The 16,935-nt window shown below is 53.4% G+C and carries 15 protein-coding genes; 2 read left to right on the top strand and 13 right to left on the bottom strand.

Annotated features, from left to right (window positions below):
- Positions 1 to 621: 621 nt before the first annotated feature.
- Positions 622 to 2,328 carry a single-stranded-DNA-specific exonuclease RecJ gene (gene recJ / locus H7U12_RS07570; protein ID WP_186635401.1) on the bottom strand — a complete coding sequence of 569 codons (1,707 nt, stop codon included), beginning with the start codon at positions 2,326 to 2,328 and terminating at the stop codon, positions 622 to 624.
- Positions 2,329 to 2,664: 336 nt separating this feature from the next.
- Between recJ and H7U12_RS07565 the strand changes: the two genes are divergently transcribed.
- Positions 2,665 to 3,102, top strand: a complete 438-nt coding sequence (locus H7U12_RS07565; protein ID WP_186635398.1) for a PH domain-containing protein — start codon at positions 2,665 to 2,667, stop codon at positions 3,100 to 3,102.
- Between the two features lie 83 nt (positions 3,103 to 3,185).
- Here H7U12_RS07565 and H7U12_RS07560 read toward each other — a convergent pair whose 3' ends face one another.
- From H7U12_RS07560 to H7U12_RS07515, 10 genes are all read right to left on the bottom strand, one after another.
- On the bottom strand, positions 3,186 to 5,006 hold the full coding sequence (locus tag H7U12_RS07560) for a tetratricopeptide repeat protein (protein ID WP_186635395.1): 1,821 nt from the start codon (positions 5,004 to 5,006) through the stop codon (positions 3,186 to 3,188).
- A 161-nt stretch (positions 5,007 to 5,167) separates the two neighbouring features.
- Positions 5,168 to 7,273 (bottom strand): peptidylprolyl isomerase, encoded by a 2,106-nt coding sequence (locus tag H7U12_RS07555; protein WP_186635392.1) that lies wholly within the window; start codon positions 7,271 to 7,273, stop codon positions 5,168 to 5,170.
- 83 nt (positions 7,274 to 7,356) lie between these two features.
- A complete protein-coding gene (locus H7U12_RS07550) occupies positions 7,357 to 8,622 on the bottom strand; it encodes a hemolysin family protein (RefSeq protein WP_186635388.1) in 1,266 nt (421 codons plus the stop codon).
- Between the two features lie 13 nt (positions 8,623 to 8,635).
- Complete coding sequence (locus H7U12_RS07545) at positions 8,636 to 8,794, bottom strand: hypothetical protein (protein WP_186635385.1); 159 nt, start codon at positions 8,792 to 8,794, stop codon at positions 8,636 to 8,638.
- On the bottom strand, positions 8,791 to 9,357 hold the full coding sequence (gene lptC / locus H7U12_RS07540; RefSeq protein ID WP_186635383.1) for an LPS export ABC transporter periplasmic protein LptC: 567 nt from the start codon (positions 9,355 to 9,357) through the stop codon (positions 8,791 to 8,793). Before lptC ends, H7U12_RS07545 begins: the two co-directional genes overlap by 4 nt.
- A 98-nt stretch (positions 9,358 to 9,455) precedes the next feature.
- The gene (locus H7U12_RS07535) at positions 9,456 to 10,796 is read right to left on the bottom strand and encodes a hypothetical protein (RefSeq protein WP_186635380.1); all 1,341 of its coding nucleotides are present in this window, start codon (positions 10,794 to 10,796) and stop codon (positions 9,456 to 9,458) included.
- Complete coding sequence (locus tag H7U12_RS07530; RefSeq protein WP_186635377.1) at positions 10,789 to 11,505, bottom strand: type III pantothenate kinase; 717 nt, start codon at positions 11,503 to 11,505, stop codon at positions 10,789 to 10,791. Before H7U12_RS07530 ends, H7U12_RS07535 begins: the two co-directional genes overlap by 8 nt.
- A gap of 15 nt (positions 11,506 to 11,520) precedes the next feature.
- On the bottom strand, positions 11,521 to 13,371 hold the full coding sequence (locus H7U12_RS07525) for a pseudouridine synthase (protein ID WP_186635373.1): 1,851 nt from the start codon (positions 13,369 to 13,371) through the stop codon (positions 11,521 to 11,523).
- 53 nt (positions 13,372 to 13,424) lie between these two features.
- The gene (gene scpB, locus H7U12_RS07520) at positions 13,425 to 13,988 is read right to left on the bottom strand and encodes an SMC-Scp complex subunit ScpB (RefSeq protein WP_186635370.1); all 564 of its coding nucleotides are present in this window, start codon (positions 13,986 to 13,988) and stop codon (positions 13,425 to 13,427) included.
- A 16-nt stretch (positions 13,989 to 14,004) separates the two neighbouring features.
- Positions 14,005 to 14,388 (bottom strand): TraR/DksA family transcriptional regulator, encoded by a 384-nt coding sequence (locus tag H7U12_RS07515; RefSeq protein WP_186635367.1) that lies wholly within the window; start codon positions 14,386 to 14,388, stop codon positions 14,005 to 14,007.
- 310 nt (positions 14,389 to 14,698) lie between these two features.
- Here H7U12_RS07515 and H7U12_RS07510 point away from each other — a divergent pair, with 310 nt between their 5' ends.
- A complete protein-coding gene (locus tag H7U12_RS07510) occupies positions 14,699 to 15,232 on the top strand; it encodes a DUF3575 domain-containing protein (protein ID WP_186635364.1) in 534 nt (177 codons plus the stop codon).
- A gap of 262 nt (positions 15,233 to 15,494) precedes the next feature.
- On the opposite strand, the gene ribH is transcribed toward H7U12_RS07510, so the two are convergent.
- Positions 15,495 to 15,977 (bottom strand): 6,7-dimethyl-8-ribityllumazine synthase, encoded by a 483-nt coding sequence (gene ribH / locus H7U12_RS07505; RefSeq protein WP_186635361.1) that lies wholly within the window; start codon positions 15,975 to 15,977, stop codon positions 15,495 to 15,497.
- 162 nt (positions 15,978 to 16,139) lie between these two features.
- Positions 16,140 to 16,862, bottom strand: a complete 723-nt coding sequence (locus H7U12_RS07500) for a tetratricopeptide repeat protein (protein ID WP_186635358.1) — start codon at positions 16,860 to 16,862, stop codon at positions 16,140 to 16,142.
- Between the last annotated feature and the right edge of the window lie 73 nt (positions 16,863 to 16,935).

Below are 16,935 nucleotides of genomic sequence, written 5' to 3'. Positions count from 1 at the left end.
ATGACCTGTTTTTAAGAAAATGGCCCTGAAACGACAACCCACCCCTAGCCCTCCAAGGAGGGGAACTCTCCCATAAACTATTCTCCTCCCCCACGCTCTCTCCCCCGTCCGCAGGACGATAAAGGTATTGCAACGGTTCCCAAGCCTTTACAGCGCAGGCAAGAACGTCGCCAGCAGCAACGGCTTACGCGGGCTATGAAACAGAAGGCTTTCACCAGGTGGTACCTTTTAGTGAAGAAAAGACTGTCTGAGCGTCAGCGAGTTTCTTTTCTTCATGATTCTTTTGGTTACTTTTCTCATCCAGGAGAAAAGTGACAAACGCGGGCAGACCGCGTCTGCAGCCACAAGGCTTGGCAACAAAGAAGTGGAGAGTAATGACGGATAGCTAACCGGAGCGGCAGTAGAGGTTGTTGGTGAGAACACCAACAACGGCGGGCGGAGTAATAGCTCGGAAATAAGGAAAGGCACGGAAGGAACTTCCGCGCCATAGAGGAATATGGAGAAGAAAAAGGCTCGGAAGTAAATCCGCGTCCTAGTGGGAGAAGACATGGGAACGGAAAAGGGCCACCACAAGGGATTACGCCTACATCTCAAAAAGCAATATATAAACCGTTCTGGGATTTAAGCAAAGCGGATGTCTTTGATGCGGAGCTGCAAGGTCACATTTCCCCGGAAAACGTTTTCCTCAATGCAATAGCAGACATCAAAGGGGATGCCTTTCTGGATGCGTGGGTAGTATTCGGCCATGCCGAAGGCGATGGCGTCAAAGAAGGTTTCGCCGTCTTGGGTGAGCCGAAGCTTGAGGTGCGCGTCTCCTACCACGCGGGCCGAGCCGGTGTCATACACGCAGGTGCTCATGAAGACGGGTGCCATGTTGCCGGGGCCGAACGGCTCCATCTGCTTTAAGATATTGAAGAACTTCTGGTTGATCTGGTGCAGCTCCAGAGGCATGTCAATCTCTACCATGGGCACCCGCTGCTCCTCCAGAATGGTTTCGGCCACGATTTGCTCAAAACGCTCCCGAAACGCTGGCACGTTCTCCACGGGCAGCGTGAGCCCGGCGGCGTACATGTGCCCACCAAACTGATCCAGCAGGTCAGAACAGGCCAGAATGGCCTGGTGTACGTCAAAACCATGCACGGAGCGCGCCGAGCCGGTAGCCTTTCCGTTGGACTCCGTCAGGATAATGGTGGGGCGGTAGTATTTCTCGATGCAGCGCGAGGCCACAATGCCCACCACGCCTTTGTGCCAGCTCTCTTTGTACAAGACCGTGGAGCAGGCGTTGCGCAGGAAGTCATCGTCTTCAATCATCTGCAAGGCCTCCTTAGTGATGCTGGTGTCGTGGCCGCGGCGCTCTGAGTTGGAGACGTTGATTTTTTGCACCTTGTCAAAGGCTTCTTCCTTGGTTTTGGCCAGCAGCATGGCCACGGACCGTTTGGCATCACCCATGCGGCCGGCGGCGTTGATACGCGGCGCAAACCCGAAAACAATCTGGGTGATGTCCAGTTCGCTGCGCAGTTCGGCCAGTTCCTTCAAGGCCTGCAAACCCGGACGCAGCACGCCGTTGTTCAAACGTTGTAACCCGTGGTAAGCCAGAATGCGGTTCTCGCCGGTGATGGGCACAATATCGGCGGCGATGCTCACCACTACCAGATCCAGAAGCTGGAACAGTGGTTCTTCGTCAAAGCCTTGCTGTTGGCAGAACGCCTGCATGAACTTGAAGCCCACGCCGCAGCCGGCCAGTTCTTTGTACGGGTACGGGCAATCGGCGCGTTTGGCGTCCAGCACGGCCACGGCCTGGGGCAACTCTTCATCGGGTAAATGGTGGTCGCAGATGATGAAGTCAATGCCTTTGGTAGTGGCGTACGCGATCTTGTCAATGGATTTCACGCCGCAGTCCAGGGAGATGATGAGGCTGTAGCCATTCTCCTGCGCCCAGTCAATGCCCTGGAACGAGACGCCGTAGCCCTCTGAGTAGCGGTCTGGGATGTAGTACTCAATCCGGTCCTGGAAATATGGCTGCAGGAAACCGTAGACCAAGGCCACCGAGGTGGTGCCGTCCACATCGTAATCGCCGTAGATCAGGATGCGCTCCTGGCGGTGCAGGGCATCGACTAACCGGTTCACGGCCTTGTCCATGTCCTTGAGCAGGAACGGGTCATGCAGGTTATCCAAAGACGGCCGGAAGAAGTATTTGGCCTCGTCAAAGGTGCAAATGTCGCGCTGGCAAAGGATAGACGCCAATGCATGCCCTATGTTCAGGCTATTGGCAATATTCTGTACTTTTGCGGCGTCCGGCGCGTCCTTTACTACCCATCGTTTCTGCATCGGCTGTTGCTGCGGCTTGGTCTGTGAAATGAGGTCACAAAAATACGAAATCTGAGAGAGAACCGGGCACTCCTTTTGCCACTTGGGTGTTTTTAACCCGCAGATCCTTTATACCAGCGTTATTCCCGTGAAAAGATTAAAAGCGATTTACCACAAATACAAAGACTACGGCCTGGTTGACGGCCTCATGTACCTGTCTTTCTTTCTGTTCCTGGCCATCCTGTTTATTTTCTTCCGAGATTGAGTTTTGGGGCCCTTTTACCGAAAATACCCGTAAAACTGGTATAGAAACGATGCTTCCTTTCGCTATCTTGATGAAGATCAACAGACAAAGCGATGGTTTCTCCTACGTTTCCTTCTTCCAAAAGCTGGGTGAGCACTTTGGCCATTTGGGGCACCACCGTGTTACTTACCGTGGTCTTGGTGCAGGAACTGCAAAGCTCCATGCCGCTCGCGGGGAAGATCGCCCTTGGGCTTTTCTGCCTGCTGATCAGCGGACTGCTGCTCTGGATGTGGTTTGCCACCTACTACCGAATCTCCGGCGAGACGCTGCATTTCAGGTGCGGACCGCTGCACGGCAACATCCCTATTCGGCAAATCAAAGGAGTGCAACAGAATCATTACCTCTGGTCGGGTTTCCGACCAGCGTTGGGCTTACAGGGCATGGTCATTCACTTCAACCGCTGGGACCAGATTTACCTGTCGCCGGCGGAGAAAGAATCGTTTCTGCGGGCCTTGCAGGAGGTGAACCCCGAGATAGAGGTGAAAGAATAAGCCTCGCTCTTACGCTCTTCCCATTGCACAGACTTTCTCTTCGCTTTAGGGCTCTTTTCTGAAAATCGGCTTCAAAACGCCACTTACACCTTATCACCCCTTAACTTGCGGAGGCGTTTGCGGGCTTCGGCCACGAACACGCTGCCGGGGTGTTTCACCAGCAACTGGTTGTAGAGCTCCTGGGCTTTTTCGGGCTGCTTCAGGTTTTCCTCGTTTAGTTTGGCCAAAAGGAACAGGGCATCGTCTGAGAGGATGTCGTATTTGGGGTTGTCAATGATGCGCTGCAGGTTCTGGGCGGCCTCGGCAAACTGGCCCATCTGCTGCTGTAGCTCGGCTTTCTGGAAATAGATTTCATCGGTGAGGCTGTGGCCGGGATACTTGGTGAGCAGTTGGTCCAAGGCGGCCAGGGCTTCGGGGTACTTGTGCTGAAATACCAGAAAGTCAATGGCGGCGTACTCCTTCAGGGCTGCCGCCGAGGTATCCATGCCGGTGTTGTCAATGATGAGCAAACTCAGGTCTAGGGCATCGTTCGCGATCTCGCGGCTGGTAGCCAGCTTCAGGATATCCAGGTGACTTTGCGCCAGCTCGAAATCGCCTTTGTAGTAGCTGAGGCGGGCGTTGCGGAGTTTGGCCTCGTAACCCAGCGGCTGCTCTTTGTGCGTTTTCTCCACCTGGCTGTAGAGCAGCGTACTTTCCCAGGGCTCGCCGCGCAGCAAATACACATCGGCCAGAATCAGCTTGGCCTCGGCAACCACGTTGGCTTTCGCCCGCGGCATGGCAATTACTTCCTGCAGGTTTTTCACGGCGGCGGGTTGGGCATCCAGATAGAAGGCCTGCAGTTCGCCCAGTTCTTTGATGACTTCGGCGGTGCGGTCATTGCGACCCAGTTCCTGCAACAGCGTTTCGTACTCCTGCGCCAGCAGCTTGATCTTCTCCTTGTCCAGCGGAAAGGTGTTCTTCACCTGCTCTTCGCGGGCCTGTATGATGCGCTGCCGCGCGATGGGGCACAGCTCGCCGGTGCGGTACTGTTCCATCACGTAGGTATAGCCTTCAATGGCGGTGGCGTAGTCTTTGTTGCGCAGGCTGATATCAGCGAGCGAAAGGACGCGGGCCCCTCCGCCCTGTGTGCGGCGGTCCAGGGCACGGGTCTGCATGAGGGCCGGCCCGAAGTCTTTGCGTTGCAGCAGCGTCCAGATCAGCAGTTCCTGCACGGGAGTGGCTTCTGGTTCGGCCTGTACGGCGGTCATGAGGCGCTGCTCCAGCAGGGTAAGGGATTCTTCGTCCCGAAGGGTGTTCTGCAGCAAGTTCTGGGCGTACGTGAGCGGCACGGCATTGTTTTTCACCTGGCGCAGCACTTCGTCTACCAGCAGGTCTGATTTGCGCTGATACGCATATAACTGGAGTAACTGCGGGGCAAACGTTTTCTCGCTGCCGCTGAGCTGCCGGGCTCGGAGGTACGCCTGCTCGGCGTAAGGCAACATATCGGCCTGCTGGAACGAGGTGGCCACGCCATACACGTTCTCTGGCGTGGTGGTCTGCACCACCTGGGCCCATTTCTTTTCTGCGGCGGCTGTGTTCCCGGAGGCTTGCAACACGCGGCCCTCATCTATGGCGTAGGCGGGCACGTCTGGGTATTTCTTCTGCGCCCGCTTCACCAGTTTATCGGCCTCTTTGTAGTTGCGCAGGCCCAGCAGGGTTTTAAGGTAATCTGGATACACCAGGCCAAACTGCACCTCCTGCTCCACCAGTTTGCTGAACAGGGCTTCGGCCTTGGCGTAGTCGTTCTGGCGCAGGTATTCTTTGGCTAGGGCCATCTGCTCCGGAATGCCCTGGGCGCTGCTCTGCGGCACCATGCCCAGACACCCGATGGTCAGTAGCCAAGTCAACAATAACGTTCTCTTCATGGTATTCTCCAGCTATATTCTCCCTTAACGTATTCTACGCCTGTTCAATATACTGTTTTAGTGCCGTTTTAAGAAAAACAACCCCTAAACGGAATTGGCTTAAAAGCAAAGAGCCGCGCTGGGTGGCGCGGCTCTTTGCAATATCTACGGGTTAACTGCTCTTAGAAGAACCGTACCCGGTTATCTTCAATCTTGGCGTTCTTACGCACAGCCTCATACAGGGCACCTTGCACACGACCCGCGCGGGTACCTTGCAACTGCTGCTTCACAGAAGCAACATCGGCTATCGGAGGCGCTGGGTTCAGGCTTACCAACTCTGCGATTACCACGCCACCTTCTCCGTCAATAGGAGCGGTACGCTGGCCAGGCTTCAGACCCAGGGTTTTTCCTACCACTACCGGCTCCAGACCTAAGCCCGGGATGTTAGCGGCACCTAAAGTGACATCATTGGCCGGACGAACAATGGCATCTGGACCGTATTTAGCGGCAATCTGCTCTAAAGAGCCAGAAGCAGAAGCTAACTTCTCTTTGATTTGCTTTGCTTTCAATTCATTGCGTACCAGTGCAGTCAGTTCATCGCGCACATCGGCTACTTTGGCGGTGCCTTTCTCACGCTTGCCGGTTAACACGGCTACTACGTACTGGTCATCCATGGTGATTACCGGAGAAACCGCACCTACTTTGGTGTCATCAGAGAAGGCCCAACGTACTAACTCACGCGCGTTCTGCAGGTTGTTTACAGAGCGGTCAGCGGTGGTGATGTTTCTAGCCTCGGCTTTCATCACGCCTTTCTCTTCGGCTACGGCCTTGTTGAAGGACTCCAGGTCTGAGCTGTTGGCGGCAATGGCACCGGCGCGGCCGAAAGCGAATTCGCGGGAATTGTCGCTTGGCGTCAAGGCGCGGCTCACCTGCGCTACCTGATAGGTTCTGGTAGTTTTAGGCTCGGTGATTTTCACGATGTGGTAGCCGTAATCTGTTTCTACCAGGTTAGGCAATAAACCGGCACCAGGGGCAGCGAATACTGCTTTCTCAAAAGAAGGCACCATGCGTCCTTCAGTGAACCATCCTAAGTCACCGCCTTGCGAGGCAGTTCCATCGGTACCGTGCTGGGCAGCCAACTGCGCGAAGTTCGCTCCACCTTTGATTTGGTTTAAGATGCCTTGAGCTTTGGCTTTCGCGGCGGCTTTGGCTTCTGGCGTGGTGTTGTCTGGCTTGATCAGGATGTGGCTGGCACGAACAGAAGCTTTTCCGCCGTCTTTCACGTCCATGATCTTGTACAGGCTGAAAGCTCCGTTCTGGGTGAAAGGACCGTACAGCTTGCCTTTCTCCAAGGTCTGGGTTTTCAGTTCTTCGGGCAGTTCGTTAGCCGGCACGTACGCCGGGTTGAACGGCGTTTCTGACTCGGCTTTCACAAACAGGGAGTCGTTCTCAGTCGTAGCGAAACGAGCGGCCAGTTCAGCGGTTTCTGTGCTGTAGTCGGCGCTGTCTTCTTTGGAGGCAGCTACGGGCACGGTTACGTACGTGATGGAACGGCCTTCTTCTACCTCAAATTTCTTTTTGTTGTTGTTCAGGTACTCGCTCAGTTGGTCGTCGGTTACTTTCACGGCTGAGTCAGCGATGCTGAAGTAAGGCACGAACAACGACTTGATGTTGGCTTTGGTATTTTGCTCAGCGTTGAAACGCTTGGCTTCCTCGGTGGTCACGTAGTTAGAGAACGTGAACAGGTTGTAGTATTTGTTACGAAGGCGATCAGTAGCCAAATCTGCTTCGTATTTACGCCAGGCGGCTTGTTGCTCCGGAGGCATGCTGCCCAGGTTACGCAACGTCTGCTTTACCTGCTCTACGTTGAACTGGCCCGTCTGCGGATCAGTGAACATCTGTCTCAGGGCAGGGTGCACGTTACGGCCTTGTACCATGTCTACCTGCTCATCGGCGGAAACGCCCAAACCTACTTTCTCAAACTCGTCTTCAAAGGCATACTTGAACACTAACTGGTTCCAGGTCTGCTCGCGCAGGGAAGCCAGCTCGGCTTCAGAGGGCTGGCGGCCGTACTGGTTGGCGTAGTTGTTCTTCGCCTCTTCAAACATGGCTTCAAATTCCTGCACAGACACTTCATGCCCGGCCACTTCTCCTACCACCATTTTGTTTCCGAACAACCGGGAATTTGGTCCCAGCAGGTCTCCCAACACAATGAAAATGAGCAAGCCAATAGCGATTGCGCCAATGGCGAACCCTGACTTCTCCCGAATCTTGTTAATTAATGCCATGTAAGTATTTGACGTATTTTAAGCGTTATGCAAAATAATCGCAATATGTGATAAAATCAAAATATAAGTGTCTACAGAGCAGGTTATTCTTCTGAAGCGGCTAACCTTACAGAAAGATGTACCGTATTGATGCGGTGCTCATCCATGGAAAGGATCCTGATCTCAAACGGAGGAACCACTACCACGTCGCCCGCTGAGGGTATTTCCTCCAGTACAGACAAGATAAAACCGCCTAAAGTTTCATAGTCGCCCTCGGGCAGGTTGAGGTTGTATTTCTCGTTGAGGTAATCAATCTCCTGGCGGGCGCTGAACAGATAAGACCCGGGCGTGGGCATCACCTGCTCCAGGAGGTCTTCCTCGTCATACTCATCGTTGATATCACCTAGAATTTCCTCCATCACGTCTTCCAGGGTCACAATGCCCGAGGTGCCACCAAACTCGTCCAGCACCAGTACAATGCTGCGATGCTCGGTGATGAATTTCACGAAAAGCTCACGAGCCAGCATGTTCTCGGGCACCGCTTCCATAGGGGTAAGCATCTCCTCTACCGTTGCCGGGTTGTTGAACAACGAGAACTGATGGCAGTAGCCCAGAATATGGTCCAGTGAGTCCTGGTAGATGAGAATCTTGGAGTGACCGGTCTCAATAAACGCCTGCCGCAGCACTTCCACGCCTTCGTCCAGCTCAATGGCATCTATCTCGGTGCGGGGCACCATGCACTCACGTACCTTTACCGTCTTGAATTCAAGCGCGTTGTTGAAGATCTTACTGTCTACCTCGCTGGTAGGGCTGAGCACCAGTTCATCCGGGCTTTGGATCTTTACGGCAAACGGCTGAAATGCCAGCGCATTGGACAGAACCTCGGCCCCGTTTTCGTCCTCTTTTTCAGAAAACTGCCCTAAAACGACCTGAGCTAACAAGGTAAGCGGATAGAGGAGTACGAAAAAGAAGGCCAGCAACGGCGCTACTCCCCTGAACAGGCGCATGGGCGAGATCAGGCTAGCCAGCATCCCTATGGCCAGGAACAGCACACCGATGAGGAGCACCGTCAAGATGCCGGCCAGCAGATGAGCTACTCCTGCCTGTAAGTAAGATTGCAGCGGAAGAGAGATGCTCCCAAAAGCACCCAGGCCCAGTAAAATAAGGCCAAGGCCGGTACCAAGCTGGGTGGAAACCAACACCTGCTTTTCACGGGACAGCAAGAAGCCCTGCACGGAATCTGGGTTCTCTGCCAGCTGTAACCGCATGTACGGTCGCCCTATGTGCCGCATGGCCACCTCTGCCACGCTGAAGACAGAAAGCAGCAGAAAGCCTGCCGCGGCAGTTATGTACAGAAAGACAGGGTCCATGCAGTTGGGGAAATCAAGGCTTTGCCTTGTTCATACGGAAAAGCATGAGAAAGATAATAGACAGCATGATGATCCAGTAACTTTCCACCACGCCATTCACAATGGATTGATGCACGCCAATCACCAGAAAAGCGACGGCCAGCGCCATGTAGATCGTTTGTTTTAGGGTCATTGCTTTAAGACGAAAGAACCGGAGAACTGCTTTAAGGTATAGTCAGAGAAATCTTGTTTGGCCGTGAGGCCCACGCCGGTCACTACTTCATCTACACTGGTAATCCGGACAAACTTGTCGGTGAAGATGGTTTGTTTCTGCCGCTCCCAGAAAAGTTCTTCGGTGTTCAGCTGCTCTTTCTTGACGATGTTCTTCACCACTACATCGTTGCGGGCAAAGTACTGGTCTTTGGCTTTGTCATAGCGGCCGTACTTGGCGGTGATGATGGTAGTAGGGGTTTCTTCTTCGTAGAAGGTGATGTACATGCCCTTGGAGTATACAATGTCTCCGTTCTGCAACTGTTGCTCCACCGGGGCACTCAGTTTCAGCTTCATCTTGGCGGAGTCGCTGTAAATGGTGACCTGGTTGTAGGTTTCAGAGGAAGGCCCATTGTACTGAATGGGTTTAATGTTCTCATCTGCGTTCTGGCAGCTCCAGCTGAACGTGCCCAGCAGGAACAGCAGCCAGAGAGGAGTTCTGAGGTTCCCGGCTTTCTTCAACAGTACGTGAGACAAATTACTCATTCCTTTAAACGGTTAGATACCAGACCCCAACATCATAGGTAGATGCAGGGGCCTGGTATCTGTTATCTTTTTCTAGCCTTTCGCAGAGAAGGTAGGGCTTAGTCGAACTTACGTTTGATGAACCAGCGGTTGTTGAAGGTCACGCCTACATTCACCCGCAGGTATTGTTCTTTCAGGCCGGTATCGGCTGCTTTCAGTTGCCCAATCGTAAAGCTGGTATTGAGTAGCGCCTGGGTATAATCTGGAGGTCTAACTCCTCTTCCCAAAGGAAGCGAGAAACCCCAGGTAAGCGCCATGTCTTTCAAATCATGGGCACTTGGAACCGTCTGGCCAGAGGCAATCGCGTTAATCTGGGTATTTCCATAGTATCCCCCAAACCGATAAGTGACTCTTTTGAAATAAGAACTCACCGATCCGGCATCAGGAGTGATCTCTGACCCTATCCCGATCCGGTACCCGTCGCCTAATTCCTGGCGGCCGGCGCCTTTCTCTAAACTGAAGCCCCTGAAATCTGATCCTTTGGTCTGGGTAAAATCTGCGCCCACAGTCCAGTTCTTGTTGTTATCATACGCCAGACCTACTTGCAGGATCTGCGGAACGGTGGTATGCCCTTCCAGGCTATCGGTGACAATACCGGAGATAAGCGACTCATCCAGATACCGGCGTTCCTGGGCTACCTGGCGGTCAGTGCTTAAGTTCGATTTTGCGGTATAAGAACCTCCAAAACTTAAGCTGGCCTTGTCACTGACTTTCTTCCGGTAGTGAACTCCTCCTTTGAAAAGAAGGCCAGCATACCTGGAGGTAGTGTGAATCAACGTTTTCTGCAACGCGCTGGTAGAGTCTTCTCTATCTACCAGAATGGTAGACTCCTGCCGGTCAATGGTTCCGAAAAGATAAGACCCAGATACCCCCGCCGTTAAGCCATTAGCGATCCGGAATCCGTGGGCAAAGAAGACCTCGTTGAGACCTCCGCTGCCGCTGTACTCACTGTAGGCGGTTACCGTGCTCTCCGCCCCGGTTACCGGCGCGGAAGCGATGGTGGTGAAGTTCACCCGGCTATACGGCCGCAACCCCAGCGAAGTGGTCCATCTACGGCTAATAGGCAAGGCCAGGGCGAGATAGCCCAGATTGGCGGTACCGTCTACCTGCGAGGTGTTTTTGTCAGACAAGCGCTTCAGTTCAGAAGCCACGGCGGCTTCAAACGTCACGGAGTTGTTATAGAAAAGCAGCGCAGGGTTGATATCATTGATAAGAGCCGCACTACCGCTCGCGACCCCCACTCCTCCCATGGCCGCACTACGGATGGAACTGGTGCCGTTCACCATGTCACCCACACCAAAACGGGAATAAGGAGAGTTGGAGAGCTGTTGCGCCTGAAGTTGTTGTGACCCTATTGCGAGACCAGAAATCAATAACAGTGCGCGGAGAGGCTTATACATTATACTCAAGTATTCGGTTTAACCCGATTAAAACCAATTCGGGAATGACAAAGATGCGTGCTTTTACTGTACTTTCAAAAAACGGGGCGTCACCGCCGCACAGAACAACCGTCAAGGGTTTGTATTGACGCTCATAATGTTGAATCATGCCTTCTGCCTCGGCCACTGCGCCGTAGAGAATTCCTCCTTTTATGGCATCGGCGGTTGTTTTGCCGGGCCGGGGCGGTAACTCGTAGCCTTCCAGCAAGGGTAGCTTTCCGGTGAAGGAATGCACCGCCTGGTACCGCATGGTGATTCCCGGGGAAATACTGCCGCCCTGAAAGGTACCATCGGCTTGCAGCAGGTCATAGGTAATGCAGGTTCCCGCGTCTATGATGAGGCAATGCCGGTCTTTGAACAGGTGCTGCGCCCCCACGGCGGCGGCCATGCGGTCTACTCCCAGCGTGTGCGGCGTGCCGTAGTGATTTTGCACCGGCACCGGTGTCTGGGCATTGAACAGAACTCGCTGCCCTGACACCGGGATGTGCTGCACCAATTCTGCCGATTCCTGACTTACGGAAGACATGATGGCGTTTTGCAGGGGAACTCCCGCCAGTTTCTCTCCCAAAGCGGGAAAGTCTGGACAGGTGAATTGCTGCACCAAAAGCCCGTCTTCAAAAAGACCGGCTTTGATGCGGGTGTTCCCGCGGTCTATCGCCAGATTCAGCATTTTATGAACGGCAGATTACATGAAATATTTCAGGCGCACGACTTCTTTTTCAGACAAGAAACGCCAGTTGCCTCTTGGCAGATCCTTTTTGGTAAGGCCGGCATATTGCACCCGGTCAAGCGTAACGACATCGTACCCCAGGTGTTCAAAAATGCGGCGTACAATGCGGTTACGGCCAATGTGAATCTCAATGCCCAGGAACTTATTGCTCTCCCCTAAAAGCGCCACTTCATCTACTTCGGCTTTGCCATCTTCCAGCATCAATCCTTCCTGAATCTGCTTCACGTGCTCTTGCGTGATGGGCTTGTCCAGTTCTACCTGGTAGATTTTGGAGATCTTGTTGGAAGGGTGCGTCAATTTCTGGGCCAGTTCACCGTCATTGGTGAACAGCAGCAAACCGGTGGTGTTTCTGTCCAGGCGACCCACCGGGAACAAACGCTCTTTGGAAGCATTCTTCACCAGGTCCATCACGGTTTTGCGGCCTTCAGGATCATCGGTGGTAGTCAGGAAGTCTTTTGGTTTGTTCAGCAGCACGTACACCGTTTTCTCGCGGCTCAGGGTTTTACGCCCGTACTGCACGGTATCCGTCGGCGCTACTTTGTAGCCCATCTCGGTCACTACCTGTCCGTTTACCTTGATTTCGCCAGCGGCGATGAGCTCATCGGCCTCACGGCGCGAGCAGATCCCGGCGTTGGCGATGTAGCGGTTCAGGCGCAGGTCTTCGTTGCCGTAGGAATCGTCTCTTTTCTTGCGGCGCTCTTCGTAGCGTTTCAGGTTGTAGAAAGGTGCTTCCTGCACTTCTTCGTCTGAACGGCCAAAACGGCCTTCTTTGAAGCCTTTGCTATCACCTCTGCCGGAGCGGTCGTTCCGGTCGTTGCGGTCGTTGCGGTCAGGGCGGGAAGTACCGCGCTCTGGCCGGTCATCACGTCTCTGGAAAGACGAAGAACGATCTTCGCGGCCCCGGTTTTCACGTGGAGCATTGCGGTCATACGGACGGTCACCTTCTCGGCGGGCCGGACGGTCTGTGCCGTTTTCGGGCCGATTTCCGGAAAACGGCCTGTTTTCGCGGGGAGTATCTGAACGTCTGTCCTCGCGGTTGAAGCCTCTGTCCTCGCGGCGGTCTCCGCCCCGGTTAAAGGTGCGTTCTTCTCTGTCGCCGCCTCTTTCTCTGCGGTCATCGCCGCCGCGGTTGAAGCCACGGTCATTGCGGTCAGAAGAAAAGCCTGGTTTCTGGAAACCTCCTTCACGGCGGTCACCACCACGGGCACCGCGGTTATCTTCTCTGTTTCCGCCGAAAGACGGACGGTCTGTACCTCGGCGCTCGCCGCCACGGTCGTCACGGTTCCCGAAAGAACGGCGCTCGCCGCCTCTTTCCTCACCACCCCGGGCCGGGCCTCTGCTGCCTTCGCGACGGTCCTGGAAAGAACCACTGCCTCGGCGATCATCTCTGCCTTCCCGGTTGAACCCGCCTTCTCTGGCTGGTCGGCGGTCTGAACGGTCATTTTCGCCGCGGGGGCGGAAGTCAGGGCGATCATTGCCTCTATCTGGTCTCTCAAAGCCACGGGCCGGACGGAAATCGCCGGGGCGGCGGTCATTCTCTCTTCTGGGCGCGCGTTCTCTGTTCTCGCGGTTGGTGTTGATATCGCCATCCCGGTCATCTTCGCGGCGCGGTCTCTCAGAGCGGTCGCGGTCACCAGAGGAAGGTCTGTCTGAATCTCTTTCTCGGTTGCGGAAGCCTCCTTCACGGTTACCGCCTTCTGGGCGGTCAAAGCGGGTGCCTCTGCCAAATACTTTTCTTTCGCCGCCGCGAGAATTATCCCGTGCGCGGTCGTTGCCTTCTTGAGGCGTATCTTCGTTTCTTGCCATGTTCTTGTGAAAAATTGCAGTATCGCTACTGTATAAAAGGATGTGATGCTAGATTAGAGATCGGCGGTCTCGCCGATGGTGTTCTCTTCCGGGGCCAGGTCTCTGAGCTGCGGAAGGTCTTTGAGGTGGTTGATGCCAAAGTACTCCATGAACTTCTGGCTGGTACCAAACAGGACGGGGCGCCCTATGGTGTTGGCTTTCCCTTTGATCTCCAGCAGACCTTTCTCCAGCAGCCGCTGGATGGCGTAGTCACAGCTGACGCCTCTGATCTGCTCTACCTGAGAACGGGTGATGGGTTGTTTGTAGGCGATGATGGCCAACGTCTCCAGTGCCGAAGCCGACAGCTTCTTCTTGGACTTATGCTTGAGTAAAATACTAACCGAGTCCTGATAGGCCGGCTTGGTCAAAAACTGATACCCCCCGCCAATGGCGTAGATCTGCAAGGCAAAGGCATCGGTAGAGAATTGAGCGTTTAACTGCTCAATTCCCTCCAATACATCACTTACGCTCACCTCAGTCACCAGCGCCTCGGAAAGGCATTTCTGCAGTTCCTCAATAGTCACCGGCGAGGTGGCACAAAAAATCAGCGCCTGAAGATGGTTCAGTAACAGGTTCAAATTGTCTGCGGTTTAATTAGTCGTTGCGGCTCATCTTGGCCTCAATGGTGTGCTGCGTGTGCGGCACCGCCTTTAAACGCTCCTTCGGGATCAATTTACCAGATTTGATGCACACCCCGTAGCTTCCGTTCTTGATGCGGATGAGGGCGTTCTCCAACTGCTGGATAAATTTCAACTGCCGGGAGGCGAGCTGGTTCAGGTTTTCTTTCTCCTGGGTATCGGCTCCGTCTTCCAGAACTTTGGAAGTAGAGGCCGTATTGTCAGTTCCAGAATCATTCCTGCGGCTCAAGGTTTCTTTGATGAAACCAACCTCTTTGCGGGCGTTATTTAGTTTCTCAATGATGATTTCCTGAAATTCGTTCAATTCCTCTTGGGAATACCGCTGTTTTTCTTCACTCATGGCTTTAGGGTTCGTAACGGTTATGGTATAGTTTGTTAGTATCCAATCTTAGACGGGCTGTTCACCGGAAGGTTTTTTCGCATAAAAGCACGGAGAATTTATACGTTCCTCTCAGGAATAAAAGCCTTGGCTAATTATTTTTTGCGCAAAAATACAGCTAATATTTCGGAAAACTAAATAGAGTAACAAAATGGCCGCTAAAACTTACAATTCTCTTAGTTTACAGCCCAGATTTTGGGTCTGATTCAGTTCTTAGATTTGTTGGCACCATTTATGGATAGACGCTCCAGAATCCTACCTGTTCCTTTATATGAAGAAGTTTTTTGCAGTGCTCGCCCTCTTTGCGGTGTTCCTTTTCCCCTCGCTGGTGCAGGCGCAACACGTCACCCTGAAGGCCAATATTTTAAGCCCGATTGTAAAAACCGGTTCTTTCTTTGCCGAGTACGCCTTTTCTCCGCAGATGAGCGCCCAAGTGGGTTTCTTCAAAACCGGCATGAACGTAAAAGACACCAGCTTTGACGGCTATGGCATCACGCCTGAGGTACGGTACTTCTTCTCCGGCAACGCGCCCAGTGGCTTCTATGGCGCTGGCTACCTCCGGTACCAGGACTTTGACCTCACCCGCGAAGAAGATAACGCCAGGGGCACGCTTACCTCGTTTGGCGGCGGGGCGCTGGTGGGCTACCAGTTGATCATGGGCAAGCACTTTGTAGTAGATGCCTTTGCGGGGCCGGGCTTCAACGCGGCCACGGTAAGCGGCGGAAACGAACAGAAAGACTTTGATTTGGGTACCTTCGGTGGATTCAGTCCCCGGGCGGGCCTAACGCTGGGTCTGGCGTTCTAATTGGGGCAGTATATAACTCTCCATTTTAAGCCTATTTTTTGAAAAATGGGCCTAAAACGCGCTCTAAATTACCAGAAAGAAACTTCGTTAAATAACAATCAGCAGAAAGGGCCACCCGTTAGTTCGGGTGGCCCTTTCTGCTGATTGTTGCCTATTGTCCTACATCTGTCCTAAGCACTTTCTGCTGGTCTCAAATCACCTTAAGTAAGAGCGATTCAACTTCTCAGCACATGATAGGAGCTTTCCAGACGCAGGAGAAGCTTTAGTTAACCCAGTTCAGCATCTGGATGGCGGTTGCGGCGGCTTCCACGCCTTTGTTGCCATGCTTGCCACCGGCGCGGTCCCAGGCCTGCTGCTCGTCATTGGTGGTCACCAACCCGAAGATCACCGGTTTGTTGAATTTAAGTCCTACCTGGGTCAGACCTTGAGCGACGGCGTGGCAGATGTAGTCATCGTGCTTGGTTTCGCCTTTGATGACCACGCCCAGGGCGATGACTGCGTCAATCTCGTTGCTTTGGGCCAGGAACTGCGCGCCCAGCGTCAACTCAAAGGAGCCGGGCACGGTGTTGCGGTAGATGTTCTCGGGTTTGGCGCCGTGCTGGATCAGGGTGTCATAGGCTCCTTTGCACAGGGTATCGGTGATCTCTTTGTTCCATTCGGCCACTACCAGGCCAAACTTTTTGCCGGAGATGTCTGGTAAGTTATCTGAGTTATAGGTACTGAGGTTTTTAAGGGCGCTTGCCATTGTTGCAGGTGTTTATAGATTGGGTTTGGGAGGAACGGGTTTTAGGCGCATTTTACCAAAAACAGCCCGGAAACGGTTCTACGCAAAATTGCATAAAAAAACAGAGCGGCTGCCGAATTTTATTTCAGCAGCCGCTCTGTGTTCAGGATCTTTTAAAGAGCCTTATTTTTTGGCTAATCCCTCGGCCCGTGCCTTGTATTTCTTGGCGTCGGGTACCTCTGGGCTCAGGGGATAATCAGTGATTACGCGGTCATATACTTCCACGGCTTCTGAGTACTGGTTGGCGGCTTCGTAGGCTACGGCAGCTTTCATCAGGTACTGCGGAGAGAAGAAGTCGTTGGCTTTGTGCTCGGCGGCTTTCTTGTACAGCGAAGCAGCTTCTTCTTTCTTGCCTAACTCCAGGTTGGCATCACCTTGCAGACTGTAAGCGCGGGCTTGCAGCAACAAGTCATCCGACTTGAATTCCTCCAGGTAGTTCAGCGCCTCCTGGTATTTGCCTTGCTTCAAAGAAACCACGCCAGCGTAGAAGTTGGCCAGTTTACCGGCTTTGGTGCTGCCGTACTCATCGGCTACCGCTTTGAAACCATCGTTTTGGCCATCGCCGTTCAGGGCTTTGCTCAGAGAATCAGCTTCTAAATAATATTCTGCCTGGAACATGGCAGCCAATGCCTCCTGGTTCTTGGTCTGCTGGTTCTGGTAATACAGGAACCCACCTACCACGGCGGCGGCAATAGCTACAAAAATCCCAATGAACAGGTTCTTGTTACGCTCCACAAAGTTCTCAGACTTCAACAGACGGTCGGCTAGCGCATCTGGGTTTTCCAATAGCTCGTACTCGCCTTCCCGCTTCAGTTCGTCTTCGCGCTTGATTGTGTTATTTGACATCAGTGAATATAATAATAAGATTTAGATGCTGTTCTTGAAAAAGCCTTGTCCGTTGAACCCCAATTTGTTGTGC

The sequence above is a fragment of the Rufibacter sediminis genome (genome assembly GCF_014269285.1).
Lineage (GTDB): Bacteria > Bacteroidota > Bacteroidia > Cytophagales > Hymenobacteraceae > Nibribacter > Nibribacter sediminis.
The sequence above is the reverse complement of the archived record's forward strand: the minus strand, read 5'-3'. Positions and strand labels throughout refer to the sequence as shown.

Excerpts from the sequence above, each read along its gene's own strand:
- recJ (WP_186635401.1), bottom strand. The coding sequence starts at position 2,328 with ATGCAGAAACGATGGGTAGTAAAGGACGCGCCGGACGCCGCAAAAGTA.
- H7U12_RS07565 (WP_186635398.1), top strand. The coding sequence starts at position 2,665 with ATGGTTTCTCCTACGTTTCCTTCTTCCAAAAGCTGGGTGAGCACTTTG.
- H7U12_RS07560 (WP_186635395.1), bottom strand. The coding sequence starts at position 5,006 with ATGAAGAGAACGTTATTGTTGACTTGGCTACTGACCATCGGGTGTCTG.
- H7U12_RS07555 (WP_186635392.1), bottom strand. The coding sequence starts at position 7,273 with ATGGCATTAATTAACAAGATTCGGGAGAAGTCAGGGTTCGCCATTGGC.
- H7U12_RS07550 (WP_186635388.1), bottom strand. The coding sequence starts at position 8,622 with ATGGACCCTGTCTTTCTGTACATAACTGCCGCGGCAGGCTTTCTGCTG.
- H7U12_RS07545 (WP_186635385.1), bottom strand. The coding sequence starts at position 8,794 with ATGACCCTAAAACAAACGATCTACATGGCGCTGGCCGTCGCTTTTCTG.
- lptC (WP_186635383.1), bottom strand. The coding sequence starts at position 9,357 with ATGAGTAATTTGTCTCACGTACTGTTGAAGAAAGCCGGGAACCTCAGA.
- H7U12_RS07535 (WP_186635380.1), bottom strand. The coding sequence starts at position 10,796 with ATGTATAAGCCTCTCCGCGCACTGTTATTGATTTCTGGTCTCGCAATA.
- H7U12_RS07530 (WP_186635377.1), bottom strand. The coding sequence starts at position 11,505 with ATGCTGAATCTGGCGATAGACCGCGGGAACACCCGCATCAAAGCCGGT.
- H7U12_RS07525 (WP_186635373.1), bottom strand. The coding sequence starts at position 13,371 with ATGGCAAGAAACGAAGATACGCCTCAAGAAGGCAACGACCGCGCACGG.
- H7U12_RS07515 (WP_186635367.1), bottom strand. The coding sequence starts at position 14,388 with ATGAGTGAAGAAAAACAGCGGTATTCCCAAGAGGAATTGAACGAATTT.
- H7U12_RS07510 (WP_186635364.1), top strand. The coding sequence starts at position 14,699 with ATGAAGAAGTTTTTTGCAGTGCTCGCCCTCTTTGCGGTGTTCCTTTTC.
- ribH (WP_186635361.1), bottom strand. The coding sequence starts at position 15,977 with ATGGCAAGCGCCCTTAAAAACCTCAGTACCTATAACTCAGATAACTTA.
- H7U12_RS07500 (WP_186635358.1), bottom strand. The coding sequence starts at position 16,862 with ATGTCAAATAACACAATCAAGCGCGAAGACGAACTGAAGCGGGAAGGC.